The sequence below is a fragment of the Alkalibacterium sp. 20 genome (assembly GCF_001885615.1).
In the GTDB taxonomy this organism is placed as follows: Bacteria; Bacillota; Bacilli; order Lactobacillales; family Carnobacteriaceae_A; genus Alkalibacterium.
Genome location: NZ_LSRN01000001.1, coordinates 38,292 through 56,179 on the forward strand (window position 1 = coordinate 38,292; position 17,888 = coordinate 56,179).

At 38.1% G+C, this 17,888-nt stretch carries 12 protein-coding genes and 1 riboswitch; of the genes, 4 read left to right on the top strand and 8 right to left on the bottom strand.

Annotated elements, in window-relative coordinates:
* Window positions 1-121: 121 nt before the first annotated feature.
* Window positions 122-1,555, top strand: coding sequence for a phosphatidylserine/phosphatidylglycerophosphate/cardiolipin synthase family protein (locus AX762_RS00180; protein WP_071847181.1), 1,434 nt, complete (start codon window positions 122-124; stop codon window positions 1,553-1,555).
* Between the two features lie 131 nt (window positions 1,556-1,686).
* On the opposite strand, the gene AX762_RS00185 is transcribed toward AX762_RS00180, so the two are convergent.
* Window positions 1,687-2,931 carry a hypothetical protein gene (locus AX762_RS00185; RefSeq protein ID WP_071847182.1) on the bottom strand — a complete coding sequence of 415 codons (1,245 nt, stop codon included), beginning with the start codon at window positions 2,929-2,931 and terminating at the stop codon, window positions 1,687-1,689.
* 973 nt (window positions 2,932-3,904) lie between these two features.
* On the opposite strand from AX762_RS00185, the gene AX762_RS00190 reads away from it, so the two are divergent.
* On the top strand, window positions 3,905-4,459 hold the full coding sequence (locus tag AX762_RS00190; RefSeq protein WP_071847183.1) for a tyrosine-type recombinase/integrase: 555 nt from the start codon (window positions 3,905-3,907) through the stop codon (window positions 4,457-4,459).
* A 1,697-nt stretch (window positions 4,460-6,156) separates the two neighbouring features.
* Here the strand turns inward: AX762_RS00190 and AX762_RS00195 are convergent.
* The 7 genes from AX762_RS00195 to arcA form a co-directional block, all read right to left on the bottom strand.
* A complete protein-coding gene (locus AX762_RS00195; protein WP_071847184.1) occupies window positions 6,157-8,055 on the bottom strand; it encodes a fructose-specific PTS transporter subunit EIIC in 1,899 nt (632 codons plus the stop codon).
* On the bottom strand, window positions 8,056-8,979 hold the full coding sequence (pfkB, locus tag AX762_RS00200; protein WP_071847379.1) for a 1-phosphofructokinase: 924 nt from the start codon (window positions 8,977-8,979) through the stop codon (window positions 8,056-8,058). It lies immediately after the preceding gene.
* A gap of 3 nt (window positions 8,980-8,982) precedes the next feature.
* Window positions 8,983-9,726 carry a DeoR/GlpR family DNA-binding transcription regulator gene (locus AX762_RS00205; RefSeq protein ID WP_071847185.1) on the bottom strand — a complete coding sequence of 248 codons (744 nt, stop codon included), beginning with the start codon at window positions 9,724-9,726 and terminating at the stop codon, window positions 8,983-8,985.
* 259 nt (window positions 9,727-9,985) lie between these two features.
* Window positions 9,986-11,494: a YfcC family protein gene (locus AX762_RS00210; RefSeq protein ID WP_071847186.1), complete on the bottom strand. Its 1,509-nt coding sequence runs from the start codon at window positions 11,492-11,494 to the stop codon at window positions 9,986-9,988.
* A 36-nt stretch (window positions 11,495-11,530) separates the two neighbouring features.
* A complete protein-coding gene (arcC, locus tag AX762_RS00215; protein WP_071847187.1) occupies window positions 11,531-12,472 on the bottom strand; it encodes a carbamate kinase in 942 nt (313 codons plus the stop codon).
* A gap of 75 nt (window positions 12,473-12,547) precedes the next feature.
* A complete protein-coding gene (gene argF / locus AX762_RS00220; protein ID WP_071847188.1) occupies window positions 12,548-13,561 on the bottom strand; it encodes an ornithine carbamoyltransferase in 1,014 nt (337 codons plus the stop codon).
* A gap of 36 nt (window positions 13,562-13,597) precedes the next feature.
* Complete coding sequence (gene arcA, locus AX762_RS00225) at window positions 13,598-14,842, bottom strand: arginine deiminase (protein ID WP_071847380.1); 1,245 nt, start codon at window positions 14,840-14,842, stop codon at window positions 13,598-13,600.
* A 552-nt stretch (window positions 14,843-15,394) separates the two neighbouring features.
* Window positions 15,395-15,575, top strand: a riboswitch (Lysine riboswitch).
* Between the two features lie 94 nt (window positions 15,576-15,669).
* Here arcA and AX762_RS00230 point away from each other — a divergent pair.
* Both AX762_RS00230 and AX762_RS00235 read left to right on the top strand, forming a co-directional pair.
* The gene (locus tag AX762_RS00230; protein ID WP_071847189.1) at window positions 15,670-16,872 is read left to right on the top strand and encodes an aspartate kinase; all 1,203 of its coding nucleotides are present in this window, start codon (window positions 15,670-15,672) and stop codon (window positions 16,870-16,872) included.
* 28 nt (window positions 16,873-16,900) lie between these two features.
* Window positions 16,901-17,887 (top strand): aspartate-semialdehyde dehydrogenase, encoded by a 987-nt coding sequence (locus AX762_RS00235; RefSeq protein WP_071847190.1) that lies wholly within the window; start codon window positions 16,901-16,903, stop codon window positions 17,885-17,887.
* Window position 17,888 lies beyond the last annotated feature (1 nt).

The following is a 17,888-nucleotide window of genomic DNA, read 5'->3' on the forward strand; positions in this document are numbered from 1 at the left end:
AGTCGCAGTGTGCTTTATTTTAACCAGTATTTAAAAAGCACTATTTTATTACCATTAAATAATAAATGGTATAATTAAGTACGGCTAAACGGATTTTTAAGACCTGAGGGGGAAGAGGATTATGTTTGGAAAGCTAGTAAAAGGTGGACTTATCGGATCTGGCATTTATCTTGGGTACGCTTTTATCTCAGCGATTGTTTTACTTCATTTCAATAAACCCAAAAATAAAGAGGAATTAGATATACAATCTTGCTCTTCTTTTTATGGTGAAGATGAAAATGACGGCCCGGATAAGGCAGCATTTTTTGACAGTCAAGATATCCTACTCACTTTGCATTTAAATTTAATCCAATCCGCAAAAAAAACAATTAAATTCGCCAATTTTTCGATTGAAGACGGCACTGTCAGTGATTTGTTCTACGGCAAAATGCTGGAAGCGGCAGATAGAGGAGTAAATGTAAATGTGCTGTTTGACGGTAAAGGACATAATTTGGTTGGTATAAATAATGGAAAGTACTGGGCACTCATGGCTCATCCCAATATAAGTCTCGCCTTTTACGAAGAATTTGATTGGCTACGTCCCTGGACATGGCAAAATCGCATGCATGATAAATTCCTTATCGCAGATGATTACTCCGTTTTAACGGGTGGTGTCAATTTGGAGGATTCCTTCTTCGTAGAGGATCACGATAAAGCAGATCACGACCGTGACGTAGTCATTATGAATAGCGACCGTGAACGATTTTCGGAAAGTGTTTTGAAACAATACACAGATTATTATGACTCATTATGGTTTCATCCATTTACCACAGTGAGACCCAGTTACGTTTTAAAGAAATATGAAAATCTGGCTAAAGAAACCCATCATTCATTACTTTCAATCCTTAAAGAGGTTGAAGAGAAGAACCAATACGGCGCAAGCACAACCATTGACTGGAATCAGCATATGTTTCCGACAAGAAAAGTCAGTTTAGTGACTAATGCAATCCAGCGATGGAAAAAAGATCCGTATATTCTTACCACGCTTGGCGAATTATTCAAAGAAGCCAGAGAAACCATTATTTTTCAAAGTCCTTACGTTGTGCCGAGCAAAGAAATGCAGCAGTATCTCTCTCTAGCGGGTACCAAAGCAAAAATATTTTTTGTTACCAATTCACTGGCAACTTCTACAAATTTCTTTGGTATTTCCGGACACCAAAAATATATAAAATACCTAAGTAACCATACTTCTCAATTCTATCATTTTCAAGGTGAAGGATATATTCATGCCAAAGCCTATTCAATTGACAGCCGCCTGAGTTTGATCGGTTCGTTCAACTTTGATCCGCGCAGTTCATTCCTAAGCACAGAAAACCTGGTTATCATAGATAGTCCTGAACTAGCGACAGAATTGGAGAAAAGTATCAAAGAAATTGCACAGGATAGTGTCCCATATAAAAAAAATGGAGATCATCTTGTACACGGTACAGCAAAAAAAGCCCACGTACCAATGTATAAGAAAGTAATCTTGGGTATAATTTATGTAATTTTCTATCCTTTTGAAGATTTAATTTAGTAATTCCTTCCCCTATTCTTTGGGAAGAGAAGGAGAGGGATGACAATTTACCGCCCCTCTAAAGTTAGATTTATCAAGTCTAGCTCTAGGGGGGTGGCCCAGTCAGCTTCCTCGTTTTAAATACTACATCTTCACTGTTCCAAAAATACTTTCATCTTGTTTTGCAACTCATTATAAAAAGTGAGTCTGACTTTTGAATAGGATTCCAGCTCTTTGTATAGAGAACGTGAGACTATTTCAGGACTATCTCCGACTGCTTGCATAACCATCAGGAGGGTACACTGGCTGATGACTTCTTTCATGAGCGTGGTGTTTTGATTATCAGACGCATTTTCTATGTTCACAGAAAAAATATAAGAGATGAGCCGCCTTATTTCTTTGTCATTGGATTCTTGCGTGTTTTTTATACTGAAGAGCGTCTGATTATGACTGGCTTCATCTTCTTTTTTATCCTGCAGGTCATCTAACAGTTGAAGAATCGCCCCGTACTGGAAAGCAAAATCCATCTCTTTTTCAGTCAAGTTGCCTTTAATTAAATAGGCATCCGCCAAGACCGAAGTGCCTCCTTTAAAGAAACTGATGGTTAAAATCTCTTCCTCAGTAAGCTGTTCTGTTTTTCCCTGTAGCAAACTCTCGACCTGAGCTTTATGAATCAGTTGAATACTTTCGGATACTTCCGGATGGGTGACTTCGGGATAATGGGATTTGATTTGTTCGACCAATGAAAAGATTCTTTTTTCAGTAATCTGGTTGGAAACGACTGTTTCACCGGACAAGACTTTTGCCAGTCTGTGATTAAATTCATGTTTTGTCCGATCATTGATATCAGGGTCGTCCAGGAGATTATCCGTGTATGGGTATAACATGCTGTAGGCATACATGGGAGTCGTCAGCTGCAGAGGGATATCCCAATATAATTGAAGACTGTTCATGATCCATACGTTACGCAGAGCTTGGAAAATTTCTTGATCAGTCAACCCGGTATCTTCTTTTCTTGCTCGGAACAGAAACTCCTCAGCGACATCCATGTAGCCTTGGCTGATAAAGTAGTTCAGGAACGGTTGGTCAAATAACAGTTTTCTTTTGTCCATCTCCTGCAGAAACTCAACTAGAAGAGTCTTAACTTCTTTCTGTGCAGGAAAAGACGTTTCAGACCGCGACTCAATGTGATCTCTTATTTCAGGTACGTAAGGTTCCAATTCATCGAGCAGGTTACTGAGTTGCTTCTTTAATTGCCTTTCATGCAACAGCTTTTTCCATAACGGAATTTTTTTAAACTTGTCAGAAGAAAATGTTTTCTCCTTCTGAAAGCTCGCAATGGATGATTCCATCAGTTCTTCAATTGGAATGATATGTAAGAGGGGTTCTTTTAACATGATAATCGACCTCCTTATCTCTAATTCCCCTCTATTATAACCTGACATATGAATAAATTACACGAAAACAGCCCAACATTACTTTTATTTGTCTAGATCAATTTAGTGATGAGGGAAGAGAAGGGGAGTTAGGGGATAAATTCATAATAAATCTTTATTCGTATGGTACTGATCTAACAGTTAACAGGGGAGATAAAATATGAAACCACTTCAAGGAAAAATAGCACTCGTGACCGGCGGAACCCGTAATGTTGGAAAAGCCATTGCCATCGTATGTAATCATGAAAATGATGATGAAGTAAAAAAAAGTGTTTGAACAAATCAAAGAAAAAGAAGGATTAATTGTCAATATTTCATTCTATGCAAGCCCCAAACATTATGGAAATGTAATTTATGGCATTAACTTTCGGTACTGAAAACAAAAGTATAAAAATCTGGAATATCCAATAAACGCTTGAATTCGACACATGCAATCTCGATTCTTATCTTGAATACGAGAGGAGAAGGGGGGAAGGTGAGAAGAGGTATCATCCTGTCCGTGGTAAGGTAGTCTCCTGAAAAAATTAGATTCAGAAAGCTAGAAAGAATAAATATATAAGAGCTTTTCAATAAGACCTCTATTTTGAGGTCTTTTTTCGTTGGTTTTTCTTATTTAAAAATTTGAAACGATTAAAGACGATTTCATGGATGATTACTCATCAAGATACTTGAAATCGTCTTAGAATCAACGAGAAATAACGCAATTGTTTTCAACACTTTAAGGATACACAATTACAATTGTGTATCCTATAAAACATTGCTGTATCAACGGTTAAAATGGTACACTAAAGACACGAAAATTGATTTTTAAGGCTAGTAAGCGATTTCAACGGACAAAAGTGATCAATTCAGAGGAGACCTTGCTATTAGCAAGGTAAGTTCAACCATTCACAAACAAACAGATCGCAAAAATATATCAAAGGAGTAAATCTACATGAATTTTACATATCCCATGCAACAAAAAAAGCAAATAAAAAAATTGATGGAAGTCTATCCGCTGGCATCGAAAAAACGACTCCTATTGGAATTTGGATTACGTACGGGATTACGGATCAGTGATATTCTTTCTTTCAAAGTCAAAGATCTACATAAACAAGAATTCATTTGGGTGCAAGAAAAGAAAACAAAGAAAAAGAAAATATTATTCCTGCATCCGAAACTTCGTCAATCCATTAAACTGTACGTTAAAACTGAAGGGTTGAAACCTGAGGATTATATTTTTTATTCCAAAAAAAATCCCAAACGGCCTATCCAACGAATGCAAGCCCATCGGATCATCTCTCACGCCGGAGACATGATCGGACTCAGACCATTAAGTGCACATTCACTCAGGAAGACATTCGGATACTGGTCCTATAAACAAGGTATTGACATTAGCTTGCTGCAAACGATTTTCCAACATTCTTCCCAAGCCGTCACATTACGTTACATCGGGATCACACAAGAAAACATCAATAAAGTTTATGAAACTGTAGATATGGGATTTTAAATGTACTGATTTGTACATTTAATCAATTAAATCAAAACTGAGATCTTTAGAATAATCAAAAGATCTCAGTTTATTTAATAGCAAAAAATTCAATAAATAGAACAAATTTAAAATATTTTAACAATAAAATTTTATTGAATCTATAAAAAGATTAATTATGGTTACATTTAAAATATAACGTTAAACGAGCGGATTACAGCACTATATAGTTTAAAACACAGTTAGTCGAGAGCTTATCTGAAACGATTCAACAAAGGTGACAATTGCTTTCTGTTTAATTTGAAAGATATCATCATATTCAACCAAACGATCATTGATAAAACCCAACTGTAACGCTAGGTAAGAACTAAAAAATGTGAAATGATTACTAAAAATGATAAATAAATAAAAAAGATTGCTAAAAAGAACCATAAATCAGTAAAAAAGGTAATCGAACATTGAAAGAGACGGTTAAGTAAAAATCATTATTTTGGTTTACATAATATATATTATACCAAGTAGATTATATAATCATAAGGTCTCTTATTGTCGATTCAGATTGAATTCGACTCACTCTTGTTTAAGCCTTGAATTGAATTCAATTCAAATTGATTTATGCTTAATTTTAAACTGTTCCAGTTTATTTATTCTCTATCACGATTTTTATATTTCTGCTGATCTCTTACTTATTGATGCTAAATTTTTTATAGCTTTGATAAATAATTCCCCGTTATCTCATCAGTCAGCTATCCTAATTCATCAAAGTCATTTTTATACGACCATCACAACACGATTTCAGTTTGACCATCGTATGCTTATCCATCGAATCTCCTTAGAATCGTCCTGATCATATCTAAATAAGTTGCAAATTTTATTGATACTAGATTTTCAAAATTTTCTATAATATCATCTGAAATTATTATTTAGAATTTTCATTAAAATATTCAAATCGATTCCATCTATTCTTTTGCTATAATTCATATCTGAAGTTGAATCTATCATTCAACTCTTTTGATTCGATAATATGCTGGTCACCCGCACTCTATTGTTCAATCAATTTAATTAGGTTTAAATTGTAATTGTTCCTATTTAATCGGACCGACTTTTATGCTTCTGTCAATTTATCATTTAAAATACTTAATCAAGGTGCTCCCATTGTTTTTCACTCGAATACAACTGATCATGTCTTTAATTCATTTTTGTAAAGAATTGAGTTGAGATAAATTTTTAGTCATGGTAGATCTTCCATCTTAATATTAATTAATGATAAAAGCTCCACAAACTTAGAGTAATAAAACAAGCGAGTTCGTCATTTAAATGTCTAAATGACGAACTCACTGAAGATTATTTTCTGAGTCTGTCATTCTATACTCGAAATGTCAAACTCATCGAAGATTATTTTCTGAGTCTGTCATTCTATGCTCGAAATGTCGAACTCACCGAAGATTATTTTCTGAGTCTGTCATTCTATGCTCGAAACGACAGACTCACTGCAGAATCTTGTCTGAGTCTGTCATTTCTGGGACGATAAGCAAGCCTTGATTACTTTCTATACTCAACTACCTTGCACCCAACTGCAAAAACTACTATCTGTTCTCCTCTACCCTCGTCTCTTAATTTTTCTACAACTAATATCCTATCAGATTTTAATCTCCCTTTTTTTCCTTATAAACAAAAAAAGGACTTCTAATTAAAGAAGTCCTTTTTTAAAATTACTTTTAGTTCAATGCACTTGCAGCTACATTTTGCTTAGTATCGTCTACTCTAGGTTTCCAAAGACCTAGTACAATAGCTGAAATCATAGTACCTATGAGTAAAGCGACGATAAAGAGTAATGGGTTTTCTCCAATTCCTACAACGAATAATCCGCCGTGTGGAGCTGGTATCGATACATTCCAAAGTTGAGTTAATCCTCCACCGATGGCTGCACCTAATATAGATGAACCAATGACGCGTAGTGGATCAGCTGCTGCAAATGGAATGGCACCTTCTGTAATGAAGGAAGCACCCAAGATAAAGTTGGATAGTCCTGACTGTTTTTCTAAGTCAGTGTATTTAGATTTGAATAACAAAGTAGAGAAAGCAATAGCTAGTGGTGGGATCATTCCGCCTACCATAACAGCTGCCATTAAACTACCATCACCTGTATCGAAAAAGACTCCTATTGAGAATGCGTAGGCTGCTTTGTTTACAGGACCACCCATATCAACGGCCATCATGCCACCTAATACTGCACCTAAGAGAACTGCATTACCTGTACCTAAATTATTTAAGAAGTCCAGCATTGCATTATTTATTACGGCAAAGAATGGACCAATTAGGAAGAACATCAACAATCCAACGGCAAGTAGACCGAGAACGGGATAAAGTATAATTGCTTTTATTCCTTCAAAACTTTTTGGTACATTTCTAAGCAGTTTTTTAATCCAGTTCATCACATAACCAGCAACAAAACCGGCTATCAGTCCGCCTAAGAAGCCTGCGTCACTATTTACAGCTAGTAAACCACCGGCCATACCAGGAAGCAAGCCGGGACGATCTGCGATACTATAAGCAATGTAACCCGCTAATACCGGAATCAGGAATTGGAAAGCTGAACCTCCGATAGTATTCAAAGAAGTAAACAGGACACTGTCTGAGCCAAATTGAGCTTCGAACAAGAATGATAAGGCAAGTAATATCCCGCCACCGACAACAAACGGAAGCATGTGAGATATGCCGTTCATCAAGTCTTTATAGACAGATTGCCAAACCGTCGTGCCTTCTCCATCGGTTGCAGAACCTTGTGCTTCGTACTGATCACCAGAGTCTAAGATAGGTGCATCACCCGTACTTGCTTTAGTAATTAGTTCTTCTGCTTTTTTGATCCCATCAGAAACTGGACGCTGAAGCACAGGCTTGCCATTAAAGCGGGCAATATCCACTTTTTTATCCGCTGCAACAATGACTCCGTCTGCTCGACGAATTTCATCTTTAGTTAATATGTTCTTAGCACCATCTGTGCCGTTTGTTTCTACGCGTATTTCCACGCCCATTTCGGCTGCTTTTTTCTTTAAAGCGTCTTCTGCCATATAGGTATGTGCAATGCCTGTTGGACACGCGGTTACAGCAACAACGAATTTCTTGTCTTTTTTATCTGACTGCACTTGAGTGACCTCTTGTTCTTTTGCACTTTCTTCAAAAATGGTCTGAACATCTTCAGGTGTCTGCGTTGTTTTTAATGCTTGAACCACTTCATCGTCAACAAGCTTTCTTGCAAGTGAGGCTAACACTTCTAAATGGACATTATCTCCACCTTCTGGAGCAGCTATCATGAAGAATATCTCGACGGGTTCTCCGTCTAGAGCGTTATAGTTCACACCACTAGATGATTTAGCAAAAAGGACTGCAGGTTTGGCAACTGCTTTGTTTTTTGAATGCGGCATAGCAATACCGTCGCCAAGTCCTGTAGAGGTTTGTGCTTCACGTTCCATGATTCCTTCTTTAAAGGTATCAAAGTCGTTTACAGCACCTTCATCCACAAGTCGTTTAATCATTTCATCGATGGCCGATTCTTTCGTTCTCGCTTTTAGATCCATAATCATCAGTTCTTTTTTCAAGACATCATTTATTTTCATTTATTTTTCCTCCCATTTCTGTATTTTGATTTTAGGTAAAAGTCTTTCTATGTCTTCTTTTTTCGCCAGATCTTCTTTAAATGCCGTTGCACTTCCGCACGCAAGACTCATTTTGAAGGCGTCCAGCGGATTTTTTGTTTTCTGATATTCACCGATAAAGCCGCCGACCATAGAATCCCCGGAACCGACTGAGTTAACTAATTGTCCTTCTGGTGTCTCACTATAATAGACTTCATCATTCATTAATAAGAGTGCACCGTCACCACCCATGGAAATGATCACGTACTTTGCGCCTTCTGCAAGCATTTTTTTGCCATATGAAATGATATCAGTTAATTTATCAAGTGTTACGTCATACAATTCTTCCAGCTCGTGTATATTGGGTTTCACTAGTAAAGGTTTTTTGGATAACGACCTCTGCAGCTCTTCGCCCGTTGTGTCGATAATGAAATCCGCCTTTTTACTTTTGACAAAATCAATTAAACGCTGATAATAATCATCGGATAGACCCTTAGGCTTACTGCCAGCTATAATGACTAAATCATTTTCTTTCAGTTCATCCAATTGCTTGTAAAAACGATGACTTTCATCTTCATTGACGAAGGGACCATCATCGTTTATTTCTGTTTCTTCCTCTCCTTTTATTTTAATATTTATGCGCGTGTCTTCTTCAATCTGTGTAAATTCTGTTCTGACGCCTTCTTCTTTCAATTTTTCTAGAAGAAGCTGACCGATAAATCCGCCTACAAAACCTAACGCTAAACTGTCAGTATTTAATTGTGTCAAAATTCTGGAAACATTGATCCCCTTGCCTCCAGGTGATTTCTGATCTTTTTCGATTCTGTTTAACTGACCCAGTTTTATAGGGTCGTTGGGGTAGATCACATAATCGATCGATGGGTTTAATGTTACTGTATATATCATCATTTAAGCCTCCATTACTCGTGTATACTCATTTAATTCCTTTTTTTCCTCAGGTAGTTTGGTGGTGATAAGTGTGCATTCATCAATATCCGCAACTTTAACGAAACTCACGTCCCCTATTTTAGATATATCAGCTAATATATAGGATTGATTGGACTGTTTTATAGCTTTTCTTTTTATCGCTGCCTCTTCGACATCAGGAGTCGTATAACCTTGTTCTAAATCTATTCCGTTTATTCCCATAAAGGCTTTGGTAAAGTTAAACTCTTCCAATTGTCGTTCTGCAATGGAACCTATAATGGCTTTTGTTCGCTGTTTGATTTTACCTCCCACCAGAATGGACTCTATATTATAATCGATCAACAATGAAGCATGTGGAACACCATTGGTAACGACTGTGATATCTTTACCTTCCAGGTAGGGAATCATCGTGTATGTCGTTGTCCCGGCATCTAAATAAACAACTTCATACTCATCGATCAATGACGCCGCTAACTGACTGATTTTTTCTTTTTCCTGCATGTATTTGACCGTTTTTTCATCCATGGTCGGTTCATCCACTGGTTTGCGTTTCTTTTTGGCTCCGCCATGAATACGAACCAATTTATTCTGATCCTCCAAAGTGGTTAAATCGCGTCTTATCGTTGATTCTGAATGATTTAACCGTTCAACTAACTCTTGGACCGTGATCGTATTTTTCGTATCAAGTTGATCAAGAATAAACGAGTGCCTTTCTTCTGTAAGCACTTACTTCACCTCTTTAATTGAATTCTATCATTAATAGTTCAACATTTCAATCATTTTCCTTTATAATCGTTCAAATTCATTCATTTATTTTAAAATCGCCTTTTAATCGCTGTTTGAAAGAGTGCATTCTTGTTATATTTTGGCAACATACTTCCGTTTGAAAGAACTCTGCCGTTATACTTACGGACAAAAAAAGATTCCCAATGCAAAATTATCTTCTGCACCAGAAATCTATTTATTTGGTTTATCTGTTATTCAGTTAAAAGAATAGTACTCCTAACGCCATGAGTATAGATGAGACAACGAAGATGATACCGATCAGTTTCGCAACATATCTCCACCAGGTTGTCAATTCGACTCCGGCAATCGCCAAGGCACCCATAACCACGCCTGAAGTAGGAGTGATTAGGTTGACTATCCCACTTGCTGATTGGAAGGCAGTGACCACGATATCTTGAGCAACACCTACAAAGGTTCCAAGTGGTCCCATGATTCCCATTGTCGCACCTGCAAGGCCAGACGTTGAAGGAATCAGGAAGGATAGCGGAATATAGAAAATATACGTTAGGATTGAGAACAAGACTGGAGAAAACTCGGACAGTCCTCTTTCTCCGAAGTTTAAAATCGTCGCAGTGATCATTCCCTCATTCATGATGACTTGAATACCACGGGCGACAGCTACAATTAACGCAACACCAAGTAAATCTTTTGATCCATTGACAAATCCTGAAACAATTTCACTTTCCGGCAATCTGTATACCATCCCTATGATGACAGACATGGCGAAGAACAGCATGGTGATCTCCATAAAGTACCAGTCACCAAGCGGAATCATTTGCTGACCTAAAATAGTTCCGATTAATGGAATACCCATTAAGCCAGAGTTGATTGTTTCAAAAATCGTCCAGTTTTCATTGAGCAATGTCCACGGTACCAATCCGAGGATCATCAAAAAGAACGTCAATCCGAATAAGCTGATGACTATTTTTTGTTTGGCATTCATTTTATCTTTAGTGTCTTTTGTTTTGAATTTCTTTTTGTTTGCTTCGTAGTCTTCATACACCAATGATGCTTCTGGGTTTTTCTGTACTTTTGTGGCATAACGATAAACATATACAGTGGCTATCGCATACATTACAAAGAAGAATACTAAACGTAAGCCGATACCTTCACCCGGGCTTATACCTAAAGCCTGTGAAGCAACGCCCGTAGCAAACGGGTTAACGGTCGAACCAAGTACGCCCACGCCGGCTCCGAGTAACACAACAGAAACCGCCACTAGACTGTCAAAACCTACGGCTATCATGACAGGAATAATCAACGGATAGAAGGCAAGGGTTTCTTCAGCCATTCCGTACGTTGTGCCACCTAATGCGAAGATGAACATTAAAATAGGAATCAATAGTTTTTCTCGACCCTTATTGGCCGCGACAACTTGTGCAATAGCCGTGTCGAGTGCGCCAGTTTTATCGACTACTCCTAAAAATCCACCCACGACTAAAATAAATAGCGATACTTCTATCGCTCCCGGTGTGCCATCGGTTCCAAGCATCCCTTTCACAGGAGCCATGAAGACATCCCATAATCCTTGTGGTTGTTGATCAACGTAAGCGAAAGTCCCGGCAATAATATTTCCGGCTTCATCCACTTCATAACTACCTGCAGGAACAAACCATGTAAAAATTGCCATAACAATGATGATAATAAATAGTATGGTAAAAGATGACGGTAGCGCCATCAATTTATCTTTTAGTTTATTTTGAGCCATTCTAATCCCTCCAAATAACTTATTATTAAATCATGATCAGCGCGTAATGATTGTGCCACCGTTCTCTGAAATAGCTGCTTGAATATTTTCCAAAGATGTAATAATTGCTTTACCCGAAGGATTGTTTTCAACAAATTTCAACGCAGCTTCTACTTTTGGTAACATGCTTCCAGCAGCAAATTGCTTCTGATCGACATATGTTTGCATTTCTGCGACAGTCACTTTCTCTAATACTTTTTCGTCTGACTGTTGATAATTGATCAGTACATTATCTACACCTGTCAAGATGACTAATAAGTCAGCTTGTAAACTGACAGCTAATGTTTCTGAAGCAAAGTCTTTATCGATGACAGCTTCTACTCCTATATACTCGTCTCCTCTCTTAATGACTGGAATACCGCCTCCGCCTACCGTGACAGGGATGATGTCATTTTCAATCAGGGTTTTAATGACGTTTATTTCTTTGATACTGATAGGTTTAGGTGAAGGTACAACTTTTCTCCAACCTCTGCCGGCATCTTCGATGAACATTGCGCCAGTTTCTTCCATTTGTACCTTACCTTCTTCTTCTGAAAGGAAAGGACCCACTGGTTTAGACGGATTTTTAAAAGCGGGATCATCTTCAGATACAACGACTTGCGTGACGATTGATGCCACATCACTTTTTAACCCTTTTTCTTTTAATGCCTTAGATAATGCTGATTGAAGCCAGTATCCGATACTTCCCTGGGTCATAGCGACACATGTATCTAAAGGCATAGCAGGATTCTTCTCGCTATTGGCTGCTTCCTGCTGTAAAAGCAGATTACCGACTTGTGGTCCATTACCGTGTGAAACAGCAATTGCATCGCCATTTTCTACAAATTGGACAAGATACTCCGCTGTATGCTTTAAAGCTTTTTGCTGCGCTTGTGCAGAAGAATCGTCAGTCAAGATAGCGTTCCCACCTAATGCAATAACAACTTTACGTTTGGTCAAAATTATCACTCTCTTTCTTTCCAAATTAATTTTAAATAAACTGACTGGTGTGACCCAGTCAGTCAGTTAAGTTTTTTATACGCGTGGAATAAATAAGTTACCTAATGTTGCTGCCATTATAGCTTTGATTGAGTGCATACGGTTTTCAGCTTGATCAAACTGACGCGCATGTTTGCTTCTAAAGACTTCATCTGTGACTTCCATTTCAGTTTCGCCAAAGTCTTCTTCAACCATTTTTCCATATTCAGTTTCTGTATCGTGGAAAGCAGGTAAGCAATGGAGTAAAATCGTTTCATCTTTACCTGTTGCTCTCATCATATCCATATTGATTTGGTAAGGTTTCAACAAGTTGACACGCTCTGCAAATTTGTCTTCTTCACCCATGGATACCCAGACATCAGCATAAAGAGCATCAGCGCCTTTGACGCCTTCTTTTACATTGTCAGTAATCATGATGTGACTGCCGGATTTGTCTGCATATTCTTGAGCTAATTTGACTAATTCATCATCCGGGAACAGTGATTCAGGTGATACGATATGCACGTTCACACCTAAAATCGCACCGGTGATCAATAAGCTGTTGGCCACGTTGTTACGACCATCGCCGGTATAGGCTAATGTCAAACCTTCTAATTTTCCGAAATTTTCTTTGAGTGTCAAGTAATCAGCAATCATTTGTGTAGGGTGCCACTCGTCTGTCAAACCATTCCAAACTGGAACGCCTGAGTGTTCTGCCAAGAGTTCAACACTTTCTTGTTTGAAGCCACGGAATTCAATTCCGTCAAACATTCCGCCTAAAACCTTAGCTGTATCTTCAACGGATTCTTTTTTACCTATTTGAATATCATTTTTTCCTAGATATTCTGGGTGCGCACCTAAATCGATCGATGCCACAGTAAAGGCTGAACGGGTACGTGTTGATGCTTTTTCAAATAACAACGCAATATTTTTTCCTTCCAAATAGCGATGAGGAATTCCTTTTTTCTTCATTTCTTTAAGGTGAGCTGAAAAATCAATGAAATACATTAATTCTTCTTTTGTGAAATCTATCTCTTTTAATAAACTACGACCTTGAAATACATTTTGCATGTTTTTTCCTCCTAATAAACTATATATATATTTTAATTATAATACATCTTTTCTGACAAGAGGCATACTCATACAACGAGGACCGCCACGACCTCTTGATAATTCACTTGATTCTACTTCGATAACTTTAATGCCTTTTTCTCTCAACAATGTATTGGAGACATGGTTCCGGTCATAAGTGACTACGACACCCGGGGCGATAGCTAACGTATTCGATCCATCATTCCATTGTTCTCTTGGAGCCGCAATTGCATCGCCACCTCCACACTGAATGAGCTCGATTTCTTCCACTCCCAGCGCATCTTTCAGGACTTTGGTCAAATCCTTTTCGTGCGTAATTTTAACTTTTCCAGCTTCCTCTGATTTTTCCAGAATATAAGTGTCGATCGACCCGTCGAGCTCTAAGATGCCAGGATGGATAGTGAATTTGTTGTGATCGATCATGGTAAAGACTGTATCCAAGTGCATCATAGCGCGCACATTAGGAATTTTGATGGCTAAAACTTTTTCGAAAGAAGACCCTTTTTCGAACAATTTGATAGCCAGCTCTTCGATTGCTTTTGCCTCTGAACGTTGAGAAATACCGACAGCCAAGACTTTTTCATTTAAAATGAGTTCGTCTCCACCTTCCATATGTGTGGATTCATTACGGTCTCTCCATAATTCGACCCCGCTATTTTTAAAACGCGGATGATTTTTCATGATTGTTTGAAGGAATAACGTTTCACGTCTACGTGCTTCAAACGTCATATTGTTGATGGTCAGACCATTTCCGATCGAAGCGCCCGGGTCACGTGTGAAGTAAAGATTTGGCATAGGATCCATGTAAAATGGATATTGCTCGCGATCACTAATATCTGCGAGATGATTGGAGTCAACTTCCACTTCATTCTTACGTACACCAGCCATGATTTTTTCGACCATTTCAAATGTTTCCATTGAAAGTAAATACTCTTTCAATGCTTTATACACATTTTTTGACGAAATATCCGATTCGTTCAGCATCGTTTCTACAAACGACTCTTTTGTATCGGAGGCATCGATCGCTTCAGCCGATAATTTTTCGAGATACAAAACCTCTACTCCGTTATCTCTTAAAGCATCAGCGAACTTATCATGTTCCTTCTGAATAACACGCAAGTGTGGAATATCATCAAACAGCAGCCGTTCCATAATATCGGGTGTCAAATTTTCGATTTCTTTACCCGGTCTTTTCAATAGAACTGTCTGCAATTCGCCTATCTCGGAAAACACATGAATAGGTTTGGTTTGCTGCTTCATTTCGTTTTGTCCTGTCTCTAAAACAGGTGTATCTGTCTTAGCTGTATTTTTCAATTTATTTCCTCCTTATTTGATTTGCTACCTGTATGATAGCACTTACAAAAGCTATTGTTAAGGGCTTGTAAACGCTTGTAACAAAATGCCGTCTGCTCTTTTTGTATAAAAATTACTTATTTGTATAAATAACTGGATACTGTCCTAAAAAAATGAATAATAGAGCGAGTTATACAAAAAATATTAAAAATAAGTTTATTCTAACAATATTATTAAAGTTTTCACAAACTTCATCTTTAATAATTTTTTATTGATCAACCCCTTAATTGAAAACTGTCATAACAGGGTTTCAACACACTTATTCTCTTCAATCAAAGAGCTTGACTCATTTTATTTATAGTCTTTCTCTCACCTTACTCTACTATAATATCTTTTATTTAAACTTTCAATTTATACTACTTATTTATTCACTCCAGGAGTGGTTTTATTGATTTCAATGATAATTGTTTACATTAACATTAAAATTTGATAAGCTTAACAACATAAATTAAAAATTAAATGAATGGATGAGGAGCAAAAATCATCAGTACTCGTTTTTATACGGACCTGTAAGTCTAAAATGAGGAAAGGGAGATTTGCCGAAATCGTTTGCTTTTACAGAGAGCAAACCGTTGGGCTGCATATGAAGAATCTGCAGACTGCCGTATAGCTATAGGCTAAACGGAGTGCTTCCGCTTGTGACGATATCTTATTGTAAACAAGTCGGCATTCCCGACTTGTTTTTTTGCATTTATACTATTGATACCACATTCCCTCAAGGAAAAGGAGTCGCTATGAAACGAAGTGTATTAAAATTTGGAGGATCGAGCGTTGCCGATTTCATTAAAATCAAAGAGATCGCAGAATATCTCAAGTTACGTGTCGAAAACGATGAGCAGTTAATTGTTGTTGTATCGGCGATGGGAAAAACGACTGATGATCTGCTGACTTCAGTGAGCCAACTGACATCCAATCCTAATGATAAAGATTTAGCAATGTTACTCAATACAGGTGAACAGCAAACCATTTCATTCCTGTCTTTAGTTTTAAACGACTTGAATGTGCGCGCTAAACCGCTGACTGGGTATCAGGCAGGAATAGAAACGACTGGAAAACATTTGAAAAGTAAAATTTCTTCAATAAAGTCAAATCTCTTGGAAGATTTGTTTGAAAATAACGATATACTTATTGTTGCTGGGTTTCAGGGCTTCAACAAAGAAGGTGAACTCACTACTCTTGGTCGCGGCGGATCAGATACCACGGCTGTAGCTATTGCTTCTACATTAAAATGTCCCTGTGAGATCTATACAGATGTCCTGGGTGTGTACAGCACAGATCCACGTATCTTCCCGGAAGCCAAACGCCGGCACACCATTTCATTTGAAGAGATGATGGAAATGTCTGCACTAGGCGCCGGCGTACTCGAAACGCGCAGTGTGGAATTAGCCTGTAATCATAACGTCCCTCTTTACCTGGGGAAAACATTATCTAACGAGAAAGGAACATGGATCGTGCCAAATGATCAAATGCTTGAACGTAAAGCTGTGACCGGGGTCGCCTTAGATAAAGAAATGGCCCACGTCACCATCACGTATACTCAAGAAACCAAAACTTTTTTAACCGATCTGTTCATCAAATTGGAAGAAGCAGAAATAAATATCGATATGATCTCTCAGATTCAAAATCAGGACGGCCTGCAACTGTCCTTTACCTTCAAAGAGTCTGAAGAACGTGAACTGAATCATTTGTTTGATTCTCTGAAAGAATCTTACGCTAACTTATATGTAAAGATCGAAACAACCTATTGCAAGGTCTCCGTCATTGGAGCTGGTATGCGGGATATGACCGGCGTTGCTTCTAAAATATTCAAACTTTTATTATCCTCCGACATTCCCTTCTATCAAGTCACGACCTCAGAAATCAGTATTTCTTATGTCGTCGATGGTGAAAACGGAGAAAAAGCGACCCGCTTATTATGTCAGACCTTTGATTTGTAAAAACTGATTCATAAGAAAGGACGATCTCATGTATAAAATAGCCCTAGTTGGTGCCACCGGTTTGGTTGGTCAGACGATGCTCCACTTATTGGAAAAGAAAAACATCCCATTCTCCTCTTTGACTCTTTTTTCATCCGCACGTTCAGCCGGAAAAAAAGTTACATTCAAAGGCGAAACGTATACCGTTGAAGAACTGACGGAAGAAAAGACTAAGAATGATTTTGATTATGTCTTGATGTCTGCCGGTGGAGAGATAAGTTTGCACTTCGCTCCCCTCTTTGAAAAAGCCGGTGCCGTCGTGATCGATAATTCCAGCGCCTGGCGTATGGATGATAGTATTGATTTGATCGTTCCAGAAGTGAATAAAGCAACGTTGAAACGCAAAATCATTGCCAATCCAAATTGTTCGACGATACAATCCGTCATTCCGCTCAAACCTTTGGCTGATGCTTTCGGTTTGAAACGTGTGGCTTATACGACTTATCAGTCAGTATCGGGCTCCGGCTGGAAAGGCATAGAAGATTTAGACAGAGGCGAAAAAGGCGAGGCACCAGAGAATTATCCTAAGCCTATTTACCATAACGTGATCCCACAAATAGATGTCTTTTTAGAAGATGGGTATACCAAAGAAGAAGAAAAGATGATCAAAGAAACGCAGAAAATATTAAAGGATGCCTCCATTGACGTCACAGCAACATGCGTTCGCGTTCCCGTTCCTCATGCGCATGCCGTTGCCATGAACATCACTTTGAAGCAGGAACCCACTGTGGCGGAGCTGAAAACCGTTTTAGGAAACTTTCCTTCTATTGTTGTTATGGATGATCCGTCGCATGAGATTTACCCTACCCCACTGGATGCCGCTCATAAAGAAGGCGTCTTTGTCGGTCGCATCAGAAAAGATAACAGCCTGCCTAACACCTACCATTTATGGTCCGTGAGTGACAACATACTCAAAGGTGCCGCTTTAAATGCTGTCCAAATACTTGAAGAACTTATCTCCAGAAAGGATGATTAAA